The sequence below is a fragment of the Geodermatophilus obscurus genome, assembly GCF_900143215.1.
In the GTDB taxonomy this organism is placed as follows: Bacteria; Actinomycetota; Actinomycetes; order Mycobacteriales; family Geodermatophilaceae; genus Geodermatophilus; species Geodermatophilus obscurus_A.
On record NZ_FRDM01000004.1, the window covers coordinates 94,793 to 109,323 of the forward strand.

A 14,531-nucleotide genomic window follows, 5' to 3' on the forward strand; every position below is an offset into this window, starting at 1 on the left:
CACCGCGCCATGATCGCGGTCGGGCGCCTACTCCACGTCCACGGGGACGACCGTGCGGGCCTCGGCGAAGTGGCAGGCCGAGGGGTGGCCCTGACCGCGGTCGACCAGCGCGGGGGCCTCCTGGGCGCAGACGTCCTGGGCCTTCCAGCAGCGGGTGCGGAACCGGCAGCCCGACGGCGGGTCGGCCGGGCTGGGGACGTCGCCCTGGAGCAGGATCCGGTCCTTCTGCCCGCGCAGGTGCGGCTCGTGCAGCGGCACCGACGACAGCAGCGCCTGCGTGTACGGGTGCGACGGCGAGCCGTAGACCTGCTCGTCGGTGCCCTCCTCCACGATGCTGCCGAGGTACATGACCGCGACCCGGTCGGAGATGTGCCGGACCACGGACAGGTCGTGCGCGATGAACAGGTACGACAGGCCGAACTCGTCCTGCACGTCCTCGAGCAGGTTCACCACCTGCGCCTGCACCGACACGTCGAGGGCCGACACCGGCTCGTCGCAGACGATGACCTCGGGCCGCAGCGCCAGGGCGCGGGCGATGCCGACCCGCTGCCGCTGACCGCCGGAGAACTGGTGCGGGTAGCGGTTGACGTAGTCGGGGTTGAGCCCGACCCGGTCGAGCAGCTCCTGGGTCCGCTGCAGCCGGCCCTTCTTCGGCGCGATGTCGGCGTGGACGGCCCAGCCCTCGGAGACGATGTCGCCGACGGTCATCCGCGGGTTCAGCGACGCGTACGGGTCCTGGAAGATGATCTGGACCTCGCGCCGGTAGGCCTTGAGGGCGCGGCCGCTCATCCGGGCGACGTCGCGGCCCTTGTAGAGGATCTGCCCGTCGGTGGGCCGCTCGAGCACCACCAGCAGCTTCGACACCGTCGACTTGCCACAGCCGGACTCGCCGACCAGGCCCACGGTCTCGCCGCGGCGCATGGTCAGGTCGACGCCGTCCACGGCACGGACGTGGCCGACGGTCCGCTTGAAGACGATCCCCTGGGTCAGTGGGAAGTACTTCTTCAGGCCGCGGATCTCCAGCAGCGTCTCGCCGTGCGCGGCCGACGGCGACGCGGCCCGGGAAGCCGCGGTCGCCCCGGAGCTGTCGTCAGACACCGAGGACCTCCTCGCTGTAGTGGCAGGCCGCCTCGCGGCCCGGGGCGACCAGGCGCAGCGGCGGGAGGTCGGTGGCGCACTCGCGGCCGGGCGCCGCGGCATCCCCGAGCCGCCGGCGCGAGCACCGCGGGTGGAACGGGCAGCCGCTGGGGATGGCTGCCAGGTTCGGCGGCTGACCGTCGATCGGGAGCAACCGGCCGCCCTTGGCCTCGACCTGCGGCACCGAGCTCATCAGACCGTCGGTGTAGGGGTGCGCCGGGTTGCTGAAGACGTCGTCGACGGTTCCGCGCTCGACGATGCGGCCGGCGTACATGACCGCCACGTTGTCGGCGACCTCGTTGACCACGCCGAGGTCGTGGGTGATGAGGACTAGGCCCATCCCGGTGTCGCGCTGCAGGTCCTCGAGCAGGTCCATGACCTGCGCCTGCACGGTGACGTCGAGGGCGGTGGTGGGCTCGTCGGCGATGAGGACCCGCGGGTCGAGGGCGATCGCCATCGCGATCATGACCCGCTGGCGCATGCCGCCGGAGAACTGGTGCGGGTAGTCGTTCACCCGGGACGCCGCCCCGGGGATCCGCACCCGGTCCATCAGCTCGATCGCGCGCTTCTTGGCGTCCCGGCGCGACGTCCCGCGGTGCGCGCGAAACATCTCGCCGATCTGGTAGCCGACGCTGTAGACGGGGTTCAGCGAGGACAGCGCATCCTGGAAGATCATCGAGATCCCCGGCCCGCGGACCTTGCGCTGCTCCTCCGGCGACATGGTGAGCAGGTCGCGGCCCTCGAAGTGGATCCCGCCGCCGCTGATGACCGCCGGCGGGCTGTCGAGGATGCCCATGATGGCCTGCGCCGAGACCGACTTGCCGGAGCCGGACTCGCCCAGGATGGCGAGGGTCTCACCCTCGGTCAGGCTGTAGCTGACGCCGTTGACGGCACTCACCACGCCGGAGCGGGTGCGGAACTCCACGTGCAGGTCGTCGACCTCCAGCACGGGCGTGCCGAGGCCGGTGCCGGGCAGGACGGAGGTGGACGGGTCGGGTCGGGTCATGCGCGCTGCCTCGGGTCGAGGGCGTCGCGCAGGGCGTCGCCCATCATGACGAACGCCATCACGGTCAGGGTCAGGATCAGGCTCGGGAAGAACACGAGGTGCGGAGCCGTGCGCAGCAGGGACTGGCCGGCCTCGATCTGCAGTCCCCAGGAGATGGCCGGGCGCTGCAGGCCCACGCCGAGGAAGGTCAGAGTGGCCTCGGCAGCAATAAGCACGCCGATCGTGATCGTCGCGTAGACCAGCACCGGGGCGACCGCGTTGGGCAGGATGTGGCGCACCAGGATCCGCAGGCTCGAGGCCCCCATCGCCCGCGCCGCCGCGACGTAGTCCGAGCCCTTCACCGCGATGACCTGTGACCGCACCAGTCGCATCGCGGTCATCCAGCCGAACACGGCCAGGGCGACGGCCACCGCGACGACACCGCGCCCGAGGATGCCGCTCCGCAGGATCACGATCGCCCCCAGGATAAAGGGGATCGCGTAGAAGATGTCCGTGATCCGGGACAGCAGGCTGTCGACGGCCCCGCTGAAGAAGCCGGAGAGCGCCCCGACGACGACGCCGAGCACGAGGACCACCACGACGGCGAGCAGCCCGATGATCAGCGAGTTCCGCGCGCCGTAAACCACATTGGCCAGGTAGTCGCAGCCCTGCTGATCGAAGCCGAACCAGGCATCGGCCGACGGTGGCTGGTTGGATTTGCTGAGGCTGCATTCCCGCGGGTCGGCCCCTCGGGCGAACAACTGCGGGAACACCGCCATGAGCAGGAAGCCGAAGCCCAGCACAACCCCGATCCAGAAGAGCGGGTTGCGCCGGAGGTCGCGCGAGGCGTCGCTCCACAGGCTGTTCTGCCGGGCGCTGGTGACGTCGACCGAGGGTGCGGCCAGCCCCGTGGTGGTGCCTGCTGTCACCTCGTCGTGCCGGAGGTCGGCCTGCTGCTGCTCAGTCATAGCGGATCCTCGGGTCGAGGACGGCGTAGAGGACGTCAACGGCCAGGTTGAAGAAGACGAAGAAGAACACCATCAAGGTCACGATGCCGACGACGACCGCGCCCTCTTGTCCCTGGATGGCGTCGAAGACGGCCCGCCCGAGACCCGGGAGGTTGAACACCGTCTCGGTGACGATGGCGCCGCCCATCAGGGTCCCGATGTCCGCGCCGATGAACGTGACGACCGGGATGAGGCTGTTACGTAGCGTGTGCCGGACGACGACGGTGCGGCGGGGCAGCCCCTTGGCCTTCGCCGTCCGGACGAAATCCGCGCGGAGGTTCTCGGCCACGCTGGTGCGGGTCAGCCGGGCCACGTAGGCGAGGGACCCCGCCGCTAGGACCAGTCCCGGCAGGAGATAGCTGTACCAGCCCTCCTGGATGCCGGCGATCGGGAACCAGCCGAACTGCAGTCCGAAGACGAACTGCGCGACGAAGCCGAGCACCAGGATCGGGATGGACACGACGAGAGTGCTGGAAACGAGCACCACGTTGTCCAAGAAGCCGTTGCGCCGGATACCGGCCAGCACACCGGCGACGATGCCGATGACCGCCTCGAAGGCGATGGCCACGATCGTCAGCCGGATCGTCACCGGCAGCGTCCGCTCGACGGTATCGAGGACGGGGCGGCCGCGGAAATCTGTGCCGAAGTCGCCTTGGAGCAGGTCCCCCATGTACTTGACGTACTGCAACCACAGCGGGTCGTTGAGGTTGAACTCGTCCCGGAGTTGCGCGACGACGGCGGGGGCGAGCGGCCGGTCGCCCCCCAAGGCCCGGATCGGGTCGCCGGGCAGCGCGTACACCAGCGCGAAGATCAGGAAGGACGCCCCGATGAGGACCGGGATGGTGAGCAGTAGGCGGCGCGCGATGTAGCGGCCCATGGCGCTCCTCGGTTGGACACGCGGACGCGGTCGATGCGTCTCGTCGCGTCGTCCATTTTGGGGCCCCGCTCGGCGAATCGCCGGGGACACCGTCCGGGCGGACGATGTCCCCGGCGATGGCCGGTGCGGTGCGGGGTCAGTTGACGGTGACCTCCGCGACCCGGATGTCGCCGAAGACGTCGATCACGACGTCGCTGACGGCCTCCGAGTGGGCCGACTGCTCCACCTGGAAGAAAACCGGGATGATCGGCATGTCCTGCAGCAGGATGTCCTCGGCCTGCTGGTAGCCCGCGATGGCCTCTTCGTTGCTGGCGGCCGAGTTGGCCTGCTGGACGAGCGCGTCGAACTCGGGGTTCGAGTAGAAGAAGTAGTTCGACCCACCCGGGGGGAGCGCGGTCGTGCCGAACAGCTTCTCCGTGTAATTCTGCGGGCTCGGGTAGTCCATGCTCCACCCGAGCCGGAACGGACCGGTCACACCGCCCGACTCGAGCAGCGGCAGGTACTCAGCAAACTCGAGGTCACCCCGCAGGGTGTACTCGACGCCGAGGTTCTCGCGGAACTGGTTGCCGATCGCCTCTACCCAGGCGTCGTGGCCCCCGCCGGCGTCGAACCACAGCTCGATCGGTTGGCTGCGGTCGAAACCGGCCTCGTCGAGCAGCTGGTTGGCCCGCTCGACGTCGAGCTCGCAGTACTCGCAGATCCCGGGACGGTGACCTTCCACCACCGGCGCGATGTAGGAATCGGCGGGCTCGTAAGCGCCGGCGAAGATTGCGTCAGCGACCGCCTGGCGGTCGAAGGCCATCGAGAAGGCCTGGCGCACCCGCGGGTCGGCGAAGCGCGCGTCGTAGGTGGGGTAGCCCAGGAACTGGGTTCCGGAGGACGGTGCCTGGAGGAACCGGTCGCCGAACTCGTCCTCGATGCTGGCGAGCGCGTCCGGGGGCAGGTCGGGGAGGACGTCCAGGTTGCCGGCCTGCAGGTCGGTGTAGCCGGTGCTCACGTCGGCGTACACGCGGAACTCGACCGACTCCGCCTTGGCCGGCTCTTCGCCGCCGTAGTCGTCGTAGCGGGTCACGGTGAAGCCTTGACCAGGCACGAACTCCTCGGTGGCCTGGAAAGGCCCGTTGCCGATCGGCAGCGTGCCGGCCGCCTCCGGGTCCTCGAAGAAGGCCTCCGGCAGCGGGTAGAACGCGTTGTAGCCGACCGTGATCGGGAACTGCGCGAACGGCGCCGCGAGGGTGACGGTGAAGGTCAGGTCGTCGACGACCTGCAGGCCGCTCATCTCGGTCGCAACAGGGTCACCGGTGACGTTGCCGGCGGCGTCGGTCGGCGCCTGCAGGTCCGCGTAGCCCTGGATGTTGGAGAAGAAGCCTGACGTCTGCTGCGCGTTCGGGCTGTAGGCGCCGTAGTTCCACGCGTCGACGAAGGACTGGGCGGTGACCGGCGTCCCGTCGTGGAAGTTCCAACCGTCCTTGAGGGTGACCGTCCAGGTCGTGCTGTCAGGCGACTCGATGGACTCGGCGACGCCGGTGTACTGGACCTCACCCTCGGCCGAGTACTCGATCAGGCCGGTGAACAGGGTGGACAGGACCTGGTGCCCCTCGCTCTCCGCGGTGTTGGTCGGGATGAGCGGGTTCTCGGGCTCGTTGATCATGATGCTGAAGGTGCCGCCGTCGCCGTCGCTGCCGCCACCCCCAGCGCCGGAGCCGCTGTCATCGCCTCCGCCACCACAAGCGGACAGCAGCATCGCGCCGGTCACGCCGGTCGCGATGAGCACAGCAGAGCGCTTGCTCAACCTCACGTGCAATGCCTCCCTCGTCCCGCTCTGCGGGGGGACCGGACTGGTTCGCCGGCAGCCAGCGTCCACGGACGGGCGGCCGGGGTCGTGCGGACAGGTACCAGTCAACCCGGTACGAGCGGGGACCCTAGGCGCGCTCCGCGAAGGCAGTCCACGACCGTCACCGACTTGTGACCTCGGGTCAGATCTCACCATGTGGAATGGCGCTCGGGTGCGCCGGAGGGATCGTCGTCCCTGAGGATCTCTGGCCCGCCGAGGCCTGGGCCGGACGTCTTGCGCCTCGGCTCCGCGTGTGAGGTCGTTGTTCGTGGGTATCTCGGATGGACCGACGAGAGGAGTCGACGTGAGCGGCATCGACAAGATGAAGAACAAGGCTGAGGAGCTTTCCGGCAAGGGCAAGGAGAGCGTCGGCGAGGCGACCGGCGACCGCGACCTGCAGGCCGAGGGCAAGGCTGACCAGGCGTCGGGCAACCTCAAGCAGGCGGGCGAGAAGGTCAAGGACGTCTTCAAGTAGAAGGACTCCGCTGCCCCCCACCCCTCGCCGGCTCGGGTTGGGTTCCTGCAGCAGGGCCGTTCCAGCACGTCAACGTGGGCGCCGTACCTCCTGGGGACGGCGCCCACGCGTGTCAGAGCCGGCCGAGCAGCGCGCGGACAGCGGGCAGCAGCGGCCGGTCCGCCGGGATCCAGTCCAGCGCCTCCAGCTCGTCGGCGGTCAGCCAGCGCAGCTCGCTGTGCTCGCGGGCGGTGACCTCGCTCCCGGCCTCGATGCGAGCCCACCACACCCGCAGCGTGGAGGCGCCGGGCAGCCCGCCGGCGACGACGCCGTCCAGCACCACCTCGCCGAGGAACGCCTGCGGGACGACGGCCACGCCGAGCTCCTCACCGATCTCGCGCCCCAGCGCGGCGAGCTCCTCCTCCCCCGGCTCGACCTTGCCGCCGGGGAACTCCCAGCAGCCGTCGTAGGGCCCGCCCGACCGCTGCGCGACGAGCACCCGGTCGCCGTCCACGAGCGCGGCGCCGACCACCTGGACGACGTCGAGGGCCCGCCGGGCGGCAGCGGCGGCGTAGCCGTCGAGGTGGACCGTCATCGCCCGGAGCACGCGCCGGCGCAGCAGCGGGTCCACCACCCGCCCGAGCGGGCCCGGCAGCGCGGTCGCCCAGTCCACCTGCTCCTCGACGAGGGTGCCGGCGCCGGTGGCGGTGAAGCGGCGCGCGTGGATCAGCCAGCGCCGGCCGCGGCCGGGTCCCACGGCGTAGACGTCCCGGAACGGCCGGACCGACACGACCTCCTCCAGCGGCGTCGGCCAGGGCCGGCCGAGGGCGCGGGCGACGTCGAAGGCCACGGTCAGCGGCGCCTCCACCAAGGTGGTGAAACGCAGCTGGACCACGGTGTCACCCTCCCAGACAGGGCAGACTGGCCGCCGTGCGCATCACCGCCCGGGTCGACTACGCCGTCCGGGCCGCCGTGGAGCTGGCCGCGGCGGCACCCGGAGCCCTGACCTGCGACCGCATCGCGGCGGCGCAGGGCATCCCGTCCCGCTTCCTCCAGTCGATCCTCGGCGACCTGCAGCACGCCCGCCTGGTCACCAGCCAGCGCGGCCGAGAGGGCGGCTACCGGCTGGCCCTGCCGCCCTCGGAGGTCTCCATCGCCCGGGTCATGCGGGTGGAGCAGGGCTTCCTCGCCGAGGTGCACGGCCAGCGCCCCGAAGACGTCGAGTACCCGGGCACCGCCGTCCCGCTGGCCTCGGTGTGGGTGGCCGCCCGCGAGGCCTACCGTCGGGTGCTCGAGCAGGTCACCCTCGCCGACGTCGTCGCCGGCGAGCTGCCGGCCCCGGTCGCCGAGCTGGCCGCGCTCGAGGAGGCCTGGCGCTCCTTCAGCGACCAGGCCGCCGGTCGGGGGCGGTGACCTCCCGCGGCGACGGGCTGGGCGAGACTGGCGGCATGTCGGCTGCACCGCGCCCGGGCGTCACCGTGTTCCTCACCGGTCTCTCCGGGGCGGGCAAGTCCACGATCGCCGACGCGCTGGTCGCCGACCTGGAGGCCGCGGGCCGGCCGGTGACGGTCCTGGACGGCGACGTCGTGCGGACCCACCTGTCCAGCGAGCTCTCCTTCTCCCGGGAGGACCGCGACCTGAACATCCGCCGGATCGGCTTCGTCGCCGGGGAGGTCGTGAAGCACGGCGGCACGGTCGTCGTCGCCGCGATCGCGCCGTACGAGGCCGCCCGCGAGGAGGCCCGCGCGCTGGTCGAGCGGCACGGCCGGTTCGTGCTGGTCCACCTGTCCACCCCGCTGGAGGTGTGCGAGGGCCGCGACGTCAAGGGCCTGTACGCGCGGGCCCGCGCCGGGCAGATCACCGGGTTCACCGGCATCGACGACCCGTACGAGCCGCCGGCACGCGCGGAGGTCGTCATCGACACCTCGGTCACCCCGCTGACCGAGTCGGTCGCCCGCATCCGGGAGGCGATGAACGGGGCCGTCGCGCCTGTCTCCTGAGTCACACTCCTCCGGCCCTGCCGCGTGTGGGACCATGGGGGCGTGACCGGTCGCGCCCTGCTCCTCGTCGCGCGCCGTCACATCGACCTCGCGCTGGTCAGCAGCGCGGTCTGTCGCCCCGCGCGCTGACCCCGGTCCCCCGCAGCACCCGCTGCGCCTCCCGATCCGGCAGCGCCCACCCCGTCCGGTCCGGCGCCGCGACGGCCGGCGCAGAAGGAAGTGCCACCGTGACCACTCCCCGCACGAGCAGCAGGCCCCAGCGTGGCCAGGGCCAGTGGGCGCTGGGCTACCGGGAGCCGCTCAACCCCAACGAGCGGATGAAGAAGGACGCCGACGGCCTCACGGTGCGTCAGCGCGTCCTCGACATCTACGCGCACACCGGCTTCGGGGGCATCGACCCCGGCGACCTGCGCGGCCGCATGCGGTGGATGGGGCTCTACACCCAGCGGGCCCAGGGCATCCCCGGCGGCAAGACCGCCGTGCTGGAGCCCGAGGAGCTCGAGGACTCCTACTTCATGATGCGGGTGCGGACCGACGGCGGGGCGCTGACCAGCGCGCAGCTGCGGACCATCGGCGGCATCAGCACCGAGTTCGGCCGCGACGTCGCCGACGTCACCGACCGGCAGAACATCCAGTACCACTGGATCCGCATCGAGGACGTCCCGGAGATCTGGCGCCGGCTCGAGGCGGTCGGCCTCACCACGACCGAGGCCTGCGGCGACACCCCCCGCGGCATGCTCAACTGCCCGCTGGCCGGCGTCCTGGAGGACGAGGTCCTCGACGCATCCGACGTCATGGCGCAGACGGTGGCCAAGTACGTCGGCAGCCCCGAGTTCAGCAACCTGCCGCGCAAGTGGAAGACGTCGATGTCCGGCTGCGTCGACCACTGCACCGAGCCGGAGATCGACGACATCTCCTTCGTCGGTGTGCGCAACGCCGAGGGCGAGGCCGGCTACGACCTGTGGGTCGGCGGCGGCCTGTCGACCAACCCGATGTTCGCCAAGCGGCTCGGCGTCTTCGTGCGGCCCGACCAGGTGACCGACGTCTGGGCGGCCTGCACCTCGATCTTCCGCGACTACGGCTACCGCCGGCAGCGCAACCGCGCCCGCATCAAGTTCCTCGTGGCCGACTGGGGCCCGGAGAAGTTCCGCCAGGTGCTGGAGGAGGAGTACCTCCACCAGCAGCTCCCCGACGGCCCCGCGGCGGCTCCGCCGGAGCACGAGTCGCGCGACCACGTCGGCGTCGCCCGGCAGAAGGACGGCACCAACGCCGTCGGCTTCGCGCTGCGCACCGGCCGGATCACCGGCAGCCTGCTCACCCGGATCGCCGACCTCGCCGACGAGTACGGGCAGGGGCGCACCCGGACGACGACCCAGCAGAAGATGGTCGTCCTCGACGTCCCCGACGAGCGGGTCGAGGACCTCGTGACGGCGCTCGCCGAGCACGACCTGCTGGTGCGCCCGAGCGCCTTCCGCCGCGGCACGATGGCCTGCACGGGCCTGGAGTTCTGCAAGCTCGCGATCGTCGAGACCAAGCAGCACGCCCAGGACCTCTACGCCGAGCTGGAGAAGCGGCTGCCGGACTTCGACGAGCCGATCGGCATCAACGTCAACGGCTGCCCGAACAGCTGCGCCCGGTTCCAGACCGCCGACATCGGCCTCAAGGGCTCGATGGTGCGCGACGACAGCGGCGAGATGGTCGAGGGCTTCCAGGTGCACCTGGGTGGCCACCTCGGCACCGAGGCCGCCTTCGGCCGCAAGTTCCGCGGCCACAAGGTGACCAAGGCCGAGAGCGCCGACTACTGCGAGCGGGTGCTGCGCGGCTACCTGGAGCGCCGGGAGCCCGGCGAGCGGTTCGCCGCCTACGTGGCGCGCGCCGAGGAAGCCTGGCTGGTCTGAGGTGGCGGAGGAGTCCGCGGACCCGGGCGGAAGATCCCACCAGTTGCCCGTGTTCTTCTGCCCGTACTGCGGGGACGAGGAGCTGACCCCGCACGGGGACGGGAGCGAGTGGCACTGCGCTGCTTGCCTGCGGACCTTCACCGTCCGGCTCACCGGGACAGGAGTGCAGCAGCCATGACGACCGCGATCGCGCCGACGCCCGAGCTCGCCGCCGAGGCCGACGCCCGCTTCGAGGGGATCGCCGACCCCGTCGAGCAGGCGCTCGCCGTGCTGCGCTGGGCCGGGGAGACCTTCGGGGCCGACTTCGCGGTCACCTCCTCCATGGCCGACGGGCTGCTCCCGCACCTGGCGTCGCGGGCGGTCCCCGGTGTCAACGTGGTCTTCCTCGACACGGGCTACCACTTCGCCGAGACCATCGGCACCCGCGACTGGGTCAGCGGGGTCATGCCGATCACGCTGGTCAACGTGCTCCCCGAGCAGACGGTGGCCGAGCAGGACGCCGAGCACGGCGCGAGGCTGCACGACCGCGACCCCGACCTGTGCTGCTCGCTGCGCAAGGTGCAGCCGCTGGCGAAGGCCCTCGCCGGGTACCTGGCGTGGGGCTCGGGCGTGCGCCGCGACGAGTCGCCGACCCGCGCGGGCACCAAGGTCGTCGACTGGGACGCCAGACGCGGCATGGTGAAGGTCAACCCGCTGGCCGCCTGGACCCAGGAGCACGTCGACGCCTACACCGCCGAGCACCAGGTGCCGGTCAACCCGCTGCAGGAGATCGGCTACGCCTCGATCGGCTGCGCGCCGTGCACCCGTCCGGTGGCCCCGGGCGAGGACTCGCGCGCCGGCCGCTGGGCCGGGCGCGGCAAGACGGAGTGCGGCCTGCACCTCTGACCGTCGGGCGCGGCAGGATGACCGCCGTGCCCCGCCCACCGCGCTTGTCCCCCGACGGGCTCGCCGCCGCCCTGTCCGGGCTGCCGCTGTGGTCGGGGGACGGCGAGGGCATCCGCCGCAGCGTCCAGCTGCCCGGCTTCCCGGACGCCGTGGCCGCGCTGGTGCGGATCGCGTTCGTCGCCGAGGAGCTGGACCACCACCCCGACGTGGACCTGCGCTGGCGCACCCTGCACCTGACGCTGGTCACCCACTCCGCGGGCGGGGTCACCGAGCTGGACGTGGAGCTCGCGCGCCGGGTCGACCGGCTGCTCCCGGGCTGACCGCGCGACGGGTCACTCGATCGGAGGAGGCGTCCCCCCGACAGGGTCGGTGGATCGCAGGTGGACGACCGGTCGACTCCGCGTGACCGCACGTCGACACTTAGTATGCGACGGGTGTCCCGAACCAGACCACGCTCCGCGGCGCGTCCGCGGTGAGTTCAGCACCGCACTCCCTCCAGCGCTCCGCGGCCTCCCCGCCGTCCTCCCCGCCGTCTCTCGGACCGGCCCGGGAGACCCGGCGGGCGGCGGCGTGGCGGCCGATCGCCGCGACCCAGGTGGCCGGCGTGCTGCTGGTCGCCGCCACGGCGGTGGCGTCCCGGGTGCTGCACGCCCCGGTGGCCGCGTTCACCCGGGACGTCCAAGACCTGGCGGGCATCCCTTGGTTCAGCGGCGCGGTCAGCACCCTCACGGTGATGACCTGGACCGCGGTCGCGACGCTGGCGCTGCTCGCAGCCGGGGTCGTGCGCACCGGCCGGCGGCGCGCCGCGCTGTTCGCCGCCCTGGCGGTGGCGCTGACGGTGGACGACGCCTTCCTCGTGCACGAGGCGGTCGGTCCGGAGAACGGTGTGCCGCAGGAGCTGTTCCTGAGCGGGTACGCCGTGCTGGCCGCGGTCCTCGTCGTGTCGTTCCTCCGCACTCCCCGTGCCGGCAGCACGGTGGCCTTCCTGCTCGGCCTGGCGTGGCTCGGCCTCTCCGCAGTGGCCGACACCGTCCTCCACCACCGGTTCCTGCTGGAGGACGGGAGCAAGCTCCTGGGCGCCCTGACGTGGCTCGCCGTCCCGCTGCTCACCCTGAAGGACCGAGCGCCACGCGCGTGAGCCACCGGGGTCTGGTCCCCTCACCGCGCGCCACAGCGCCGTGGTCGTCGTGCGCGGGGACGGCGCTCAGCTGCCGACGCGGCCGCCGTCCTCGCGGGCGACCACCACCACGCTGGGCCGCGGGAACGGCCGCTCGGGCAGCCGGTCGGGCCAGGTGCTCGAGGGGTCGTCCCGTGTGGAGCCGGTGGTCTCGCCCGGGTGCTGGACGGACACGAACACCGACCGCCCGTCCCGGGGGATCATCGGGCCGCTGCACTCGGCGCCGATCGGCACGGTGAGGAACGCCTTGAGGTGCCCGCGCTCGGCTCCCTGGGTCGGGACGGCGAAGAGCCCGTCGTTCGTGCCCCCGATGGTGCCCGCCTCCTGGTTGCGGGTCGACAACACGGTGCCGTCGGTGGAGATCCACAGGTTGCCGACCGGGTCGAACTCCAGGTTGTCCGGGCAGGACATGGCACTGACCTGGGACTTGTCGTAGCCGGCGAAGTACGTCCCGGGGTCCTCCGGGTTGCCGGCCAGGATGAAGACCCGCCAGGTGAAGGTGTCCCCTGCGATCGAGCCGGTCTCCTCCCACTCGATGACGTGGCCGTTGCGGTTGCCGGGGCGCTCCTCGTAGCGGCCGTCCTCGGCGTCGAAGGCGAACGACCGGCTCACCGGGTTGGCCTCGTCCGACCCGGGCCGGCCGTCCTGCCCGGTCCGGTTCGAGTTGTTGGTCAGGGCCGCGTACACCCGCCCGTTGACCGGGTTGACCTGGATGTCCTCCGGCCGGTCCATCTTGGTGGCCACCTGCCCCGGGTCGATGACCACCGGGTTGGCCGGGTCGGGGAAGTCCCCGTCGGCGTCGAGCTGCTTGCCGACGCGGTCGGCGGCCAGCCGGGTGAAGGTCAGCACCCACGCGACGTCCTTGCCCGGGATCATCGAGCGGCCGTCCTGCACCAGCGGGACCCACCGGCCGGCGCCGTCGAACTCGCCGTCCCCGGGCAGGGCGCCGCTGCCGTCGATCTCCGCGGCCGGCGAGTCGCCGCTGAAGTGGGCGACGTAGAGGTCGCCCTCCTCCAGGAGGGTCATGTTGTGCGCCCGTGCCGCTGGGTCGTCGCCCTCCCGGTACTTCTTCCTCGACACGAACTTGTAGATGTAGTCGAACCGCTCGTCGTCCCCGGAGTAGGCGACGACCCGGCCGTCCTCGGCGATGCGGACGTTGGCCGTCTCGTGCTTGAAGCGCCCCAGCGACGTGTGCTTGCGCGGGGTCGAGGTGGGGTCGTACGGGTCGACCTCGACGACCCAGCCGAAGCGGTTGACCTCGTTGGGCTCCTGCGCCAGGTCGAACCGCGGGTCGACGGCGCCCCACTGACGACCGGGCGAGTCCTCCGCGCCGACGCTGTACCGGCCCAGGCGGGGCTCCCGCGGGTCCTCGACGATCGGCGCGGACGTCCCGAAGTACTGGTTGAAGTTCTCCTCGCCGTGCAGCGTCGTGCCCCAGGGGGTGATGCCGCCGGCGCAGTTGTTGAGCGTGCCCAGGACGGTGCGGCCCTCGGGGTCGGCCGTCGTGCGCAGGTACTGCGACCCCGCGGCGGGCCCGGTGACCCGGAAGGGCGTCGAGGCGGTGATCCGGCGGTTGCGGTCGCGCTCGGGGGTCGGCAGCCACACGCCCGAGTCGCCCTGTCGCCAGATCTGCACCACGGAGATGCCGTGGGCCATCATCGCCACGCGCTTCTGCTCGTCGGTCGTCGGCGCGTCCTCCTCGGCGACGCCGGAGAACATGAGCTGCTCGTTGGTGTACTCGTGGTTCACGACGAGCAGCGCGCGCCGGCGCCCGAGCGGCAGGAACCCGATGAAGTCGCAGTTGTAGCCGAACTGCCTGGCCTGCGCCTCGGCGGTCTGGGCGTCGACGTCGAACTCCGGCGCTCCTTCCTCGACCGGGTCGCCCCAGCGGATCACGACGGCGGAGCCGTAACCGGCCGGGACGACGACGTCGTCGAGGAAGTTCTGCTCGACCGGCTCGAAGGTGAGCGCACCGTCCCCGGCCGCCCCACGGCGTCCCGGCGCGGCCGCCGCCGGCTCGGGGAACAGCGGGGCCGTGGCCACCACCAGGGCCCCGGCGCCGGCTGCCTGGAGCAGGGCGCGCCGGCTGAGGGCCGTCTGGACGACGGACTCGAAGGTGGGGTTGTCGGTGCGGTTGGGCACGGCCGCGTCGCAGGCGTTGCCGCACTTGTAGTAGCAGGTCGCGTGACTGCGAGTGCCGTGACGGACCGAGTCGAGCAGCGGCAGGAAGAGGCGGCGGCGGGAGGGGGAGGTGTCCGTCATCGGGTCCTCGGCTCT

Annotated in this window: 14 protein-coding genes; 7 read left to right on the forward strand and 7 right to left on the reverse strand. The window is 71.8% G+C overall.

The genetic code is table 11. The features are described 5' to 3' along the window. Window positions 1-27 precede the first annotated feature (27 nt). From BUB17_RS05830 to BUB17_RS05850, 5 genes are all read right to left on the reverse strand, one after another. On the reverse strand, window positions 28-1,098 hold the full coding sequence (locus BUB17_RS05830; RefSeq protein WP_072914889.1) for an ABC transporter ATP-binding protein: 1,071 nt from the start codon (window positions 1,096-1,098) through the stop codon (window positions 28-30). Then, complete coding sequence (locus BUB17_RS05835) at window positions 1,091-2,143, reverse strand: ABC transporter ATP-binding protein (RefSeq protein ID WP_072914892.1); 1,053 nt, start codon at window positions 2,141-2,143, stop codon at window positions 1,091-1,093. Before BUB17_RS05835 ends, BUB17_RS05830 begins: the two co-directional genes overlap by 8 nt. Next, window positions 2,140-3,090: an ABC transporter permease gene (locus tag BUB17_RS05840; RefSeq protein WP_083606072.1), complete on the reverse strand. Its 951-nt coding sequence runs from the start codon at window positions 3,088-3,090 to the stop codon at window positions 2,140-2,142. Before BUB17_RS05840 ends, BUB17_RS05835 begins: the two co-directional genes overlap by 4 nt. Next, complete coding sequence (locus BUB17_RS05845; RefSeq protein WP_072914894.1) at window positions 3,083-4,006, reverse strand: ABC transporter permease; 924 nt, start codon at window positions 4,004-4,006, stop codon at window positions 3,083-3,085. The genes BUB17_RS05840 and BUB17_RS05845 overlap by 8 nt, the downstream gene beginning before the upstream one ends. Window positions 4,007-4,142: 136 nt before the next feature. After that, window positions 4,143-5,804: a peptide ABC transporter substrate-binding protein gene (locus tag BUB17_RS05850; RefSeq protein WP_072914897.1), complete on the reverse strand. Its 1,662-nt coding sequence runs from the start codon at window positions 5,802-5,804 to the stop codon at window positions 4,143-4,145. A gap of 340 nt (window positions 5,805-6,144) precedes the next feature. Here BUB17_RS05850 and BUB17_RS05855 point away from each other — a divergent pair, with 340 nt between their 5' ends. Further along, window positions 6,145-6,315, forward strand: coding sequence for a CsbD family protein (locus BUB17_RS05855; RefSeq protein ID WP_091215265.1), 171 nt, complete (start codon window positions 6,145-6,147; stop codon window positions 6,313-6,315). A 112-nt stretch (window positions 6,316-6,427) separates the two neighbouring features. Here the strand turns inward: BUB17_RS05855 and BUB17_RS25395 are convergent, their stop codons facing one another. After that, on the reverse strand, window positions 6,428-7,189 hold the full coding sequence (locus tag BUB17_RS25395) for an NUDIX domain-containing protein (protein ID WP_175561292.1): 762 nt from the start codon (window positions 7,187-7,189) through the stop codon (window positions 6,428-6,430). A gap of 35 nt (window positions 7,190-7,224) precedes the next feature. Between BUB17_RS25395 and BUB17_RS05865 the strand changes: the two genes are divergently transcribed. From BUB17_RS05865 to BUB17_RS05895, 6 genes are all read left to right on the forward strand, one after another. After that, window positions 7,225-7,707: an RrF2 family transcriptional regulator gene (locus BUB17_RS05865; protein WP_072914899.1), complete on the forward strand. Its 483-nt coding sequence runs from the start codon at window positions 7,225-7,227 to the stop codon at window positions 7,705-7,707. A gap of 35 nt (window positions 7,708-7,742) precedes the next feature. Beyond that, window positions 7,743-8,294 (forward strand): adenylyl-sulfate kinase, encoded by a 552-nt coding sequence (cysC, locus tag BUB17_RS05870; RefSeq protein ID WP_072915307.1) that lies wholly within the window; start codon window positions 7,743-7,745, stop codon window positions 8,292-8,294. A 227-nt stretch (window positions 8,295-8,521) separates the two neighbouring features. Continuing rightward, window positions 8,522-10,192 (forward strand): nitrite/sulfite reductase, encoded by a 1,671-nt coding sequence (locus BUB17_RS05875; RefSeq protein WP_072914902.1) that lies wholly within the window; start codon window positions 8,522-8,524, stop codon window positions 10,190-10,192. 174 nt (window positions 10,193-10,366) lie between these two features. Continuing rightward, window positions 10,367-11,077 carry a phosphoadenylyl-sulfate reductase gene (locus BUB17_RS05880; RefSeq protein ID WP_072914905.1) on the forward strand — a complete coding sequence of 237 codons (711 nt, stop codon included), beginning with the start codon at window positions 10,367-10,369 and terminating at the stop codon, window positions 11,075-11,077. Window positions 11,078-11,094: 17 nt separating this feature from the next. Next, a complete protein-coding gene (locus tag BUB17_RS05885) occupies window positions 11,095-11,397 on the forward strand; it encodes a 4a-hydroxytetrahydrobiopterin dehydratase (protein WP_072914907.1) in 303 nt (100 codons plus the stop codon). Between the two features lie 152 nt (window positions 11,398-11,549). Further along, the gene (locus BUB17_RS05895; protein ID WP_141242920.1) at window positions 11,550-12,215 is read left to right on the forward strand and encodes a hypothetical protein; all 666 of its coding nucleotides are present in this window, start codon (window positions 11,550-11,552) and stop codon (window positions 12,213-12,215) included. Between the two features lie 66 nt (window positions 12,216-12,281). Here the strand turns inward: BUB17_RS05895 and BUB17_RS05900 are convergent, their stop codons facing one another. Then, window positions 12,282-14,516, reverse strand: coding sequence for a PhoX family protein (locus BUB17_RS05900; RefSeq protein WP_072914917.1), 2,235 nt, complete (start codon window positions 14,514-14,516; stop codon window positions 12,282-12,284). Between the last annotated feature and the right edge of the window lie 15 nt (window positions 14,517-14,531).

Coding starts and splice junctions, on each gene's coding strand:
- BUB17_RS05835 (WP_072914892.1), bottom strand. CDS start 2,143: ATGACCCGACCCGACCCGTCCACCTCCGTCCTGCCCGGCACCGGCCTC.
- cysC (WP_072915307.1), top strand. CDS start 7,743: ATGTCGGCTGCACCGCGCCCGGGCGTCACCGTGTTCCTCACCGGTCTC.
- BUB17_RS05845 (WP_072914894.1), bottom strand. CDS start 4,006: ATGGGCCGCTACATCGCGCGCCGCCTACTGCTCACCATCCCGGTCCTC.
- BUB17_RS05900 (WP_072914917.1), bottom strand. CDS start 14,516: ATGACGGACACCTCCCCCTCCCGCCGCCGCCTCTTCCTGCCGCTGCTC.
- BUB17_RS05880 (WP_072914905.1), top strand. CDS start 10,367: ATGACGACCGCGATCGCGCCGACGCCCGAGCTCGCCGCCGAGGCCGAC.
- BUB17_RS05885 (WP_072914907.1), top strand. CDS start 11,095: ATGACCGCCGTGCCCCGCCCACCGCGCTTGTCCCCCGACGGGCTCGCC.
- BUB17_RS05840 (WP_083606072.1), bottom strand. CDS start 3,090: ATGACTGAGCAGCAGCAGGCCGACCTCCGGCACGACGAGGTGACAGCA.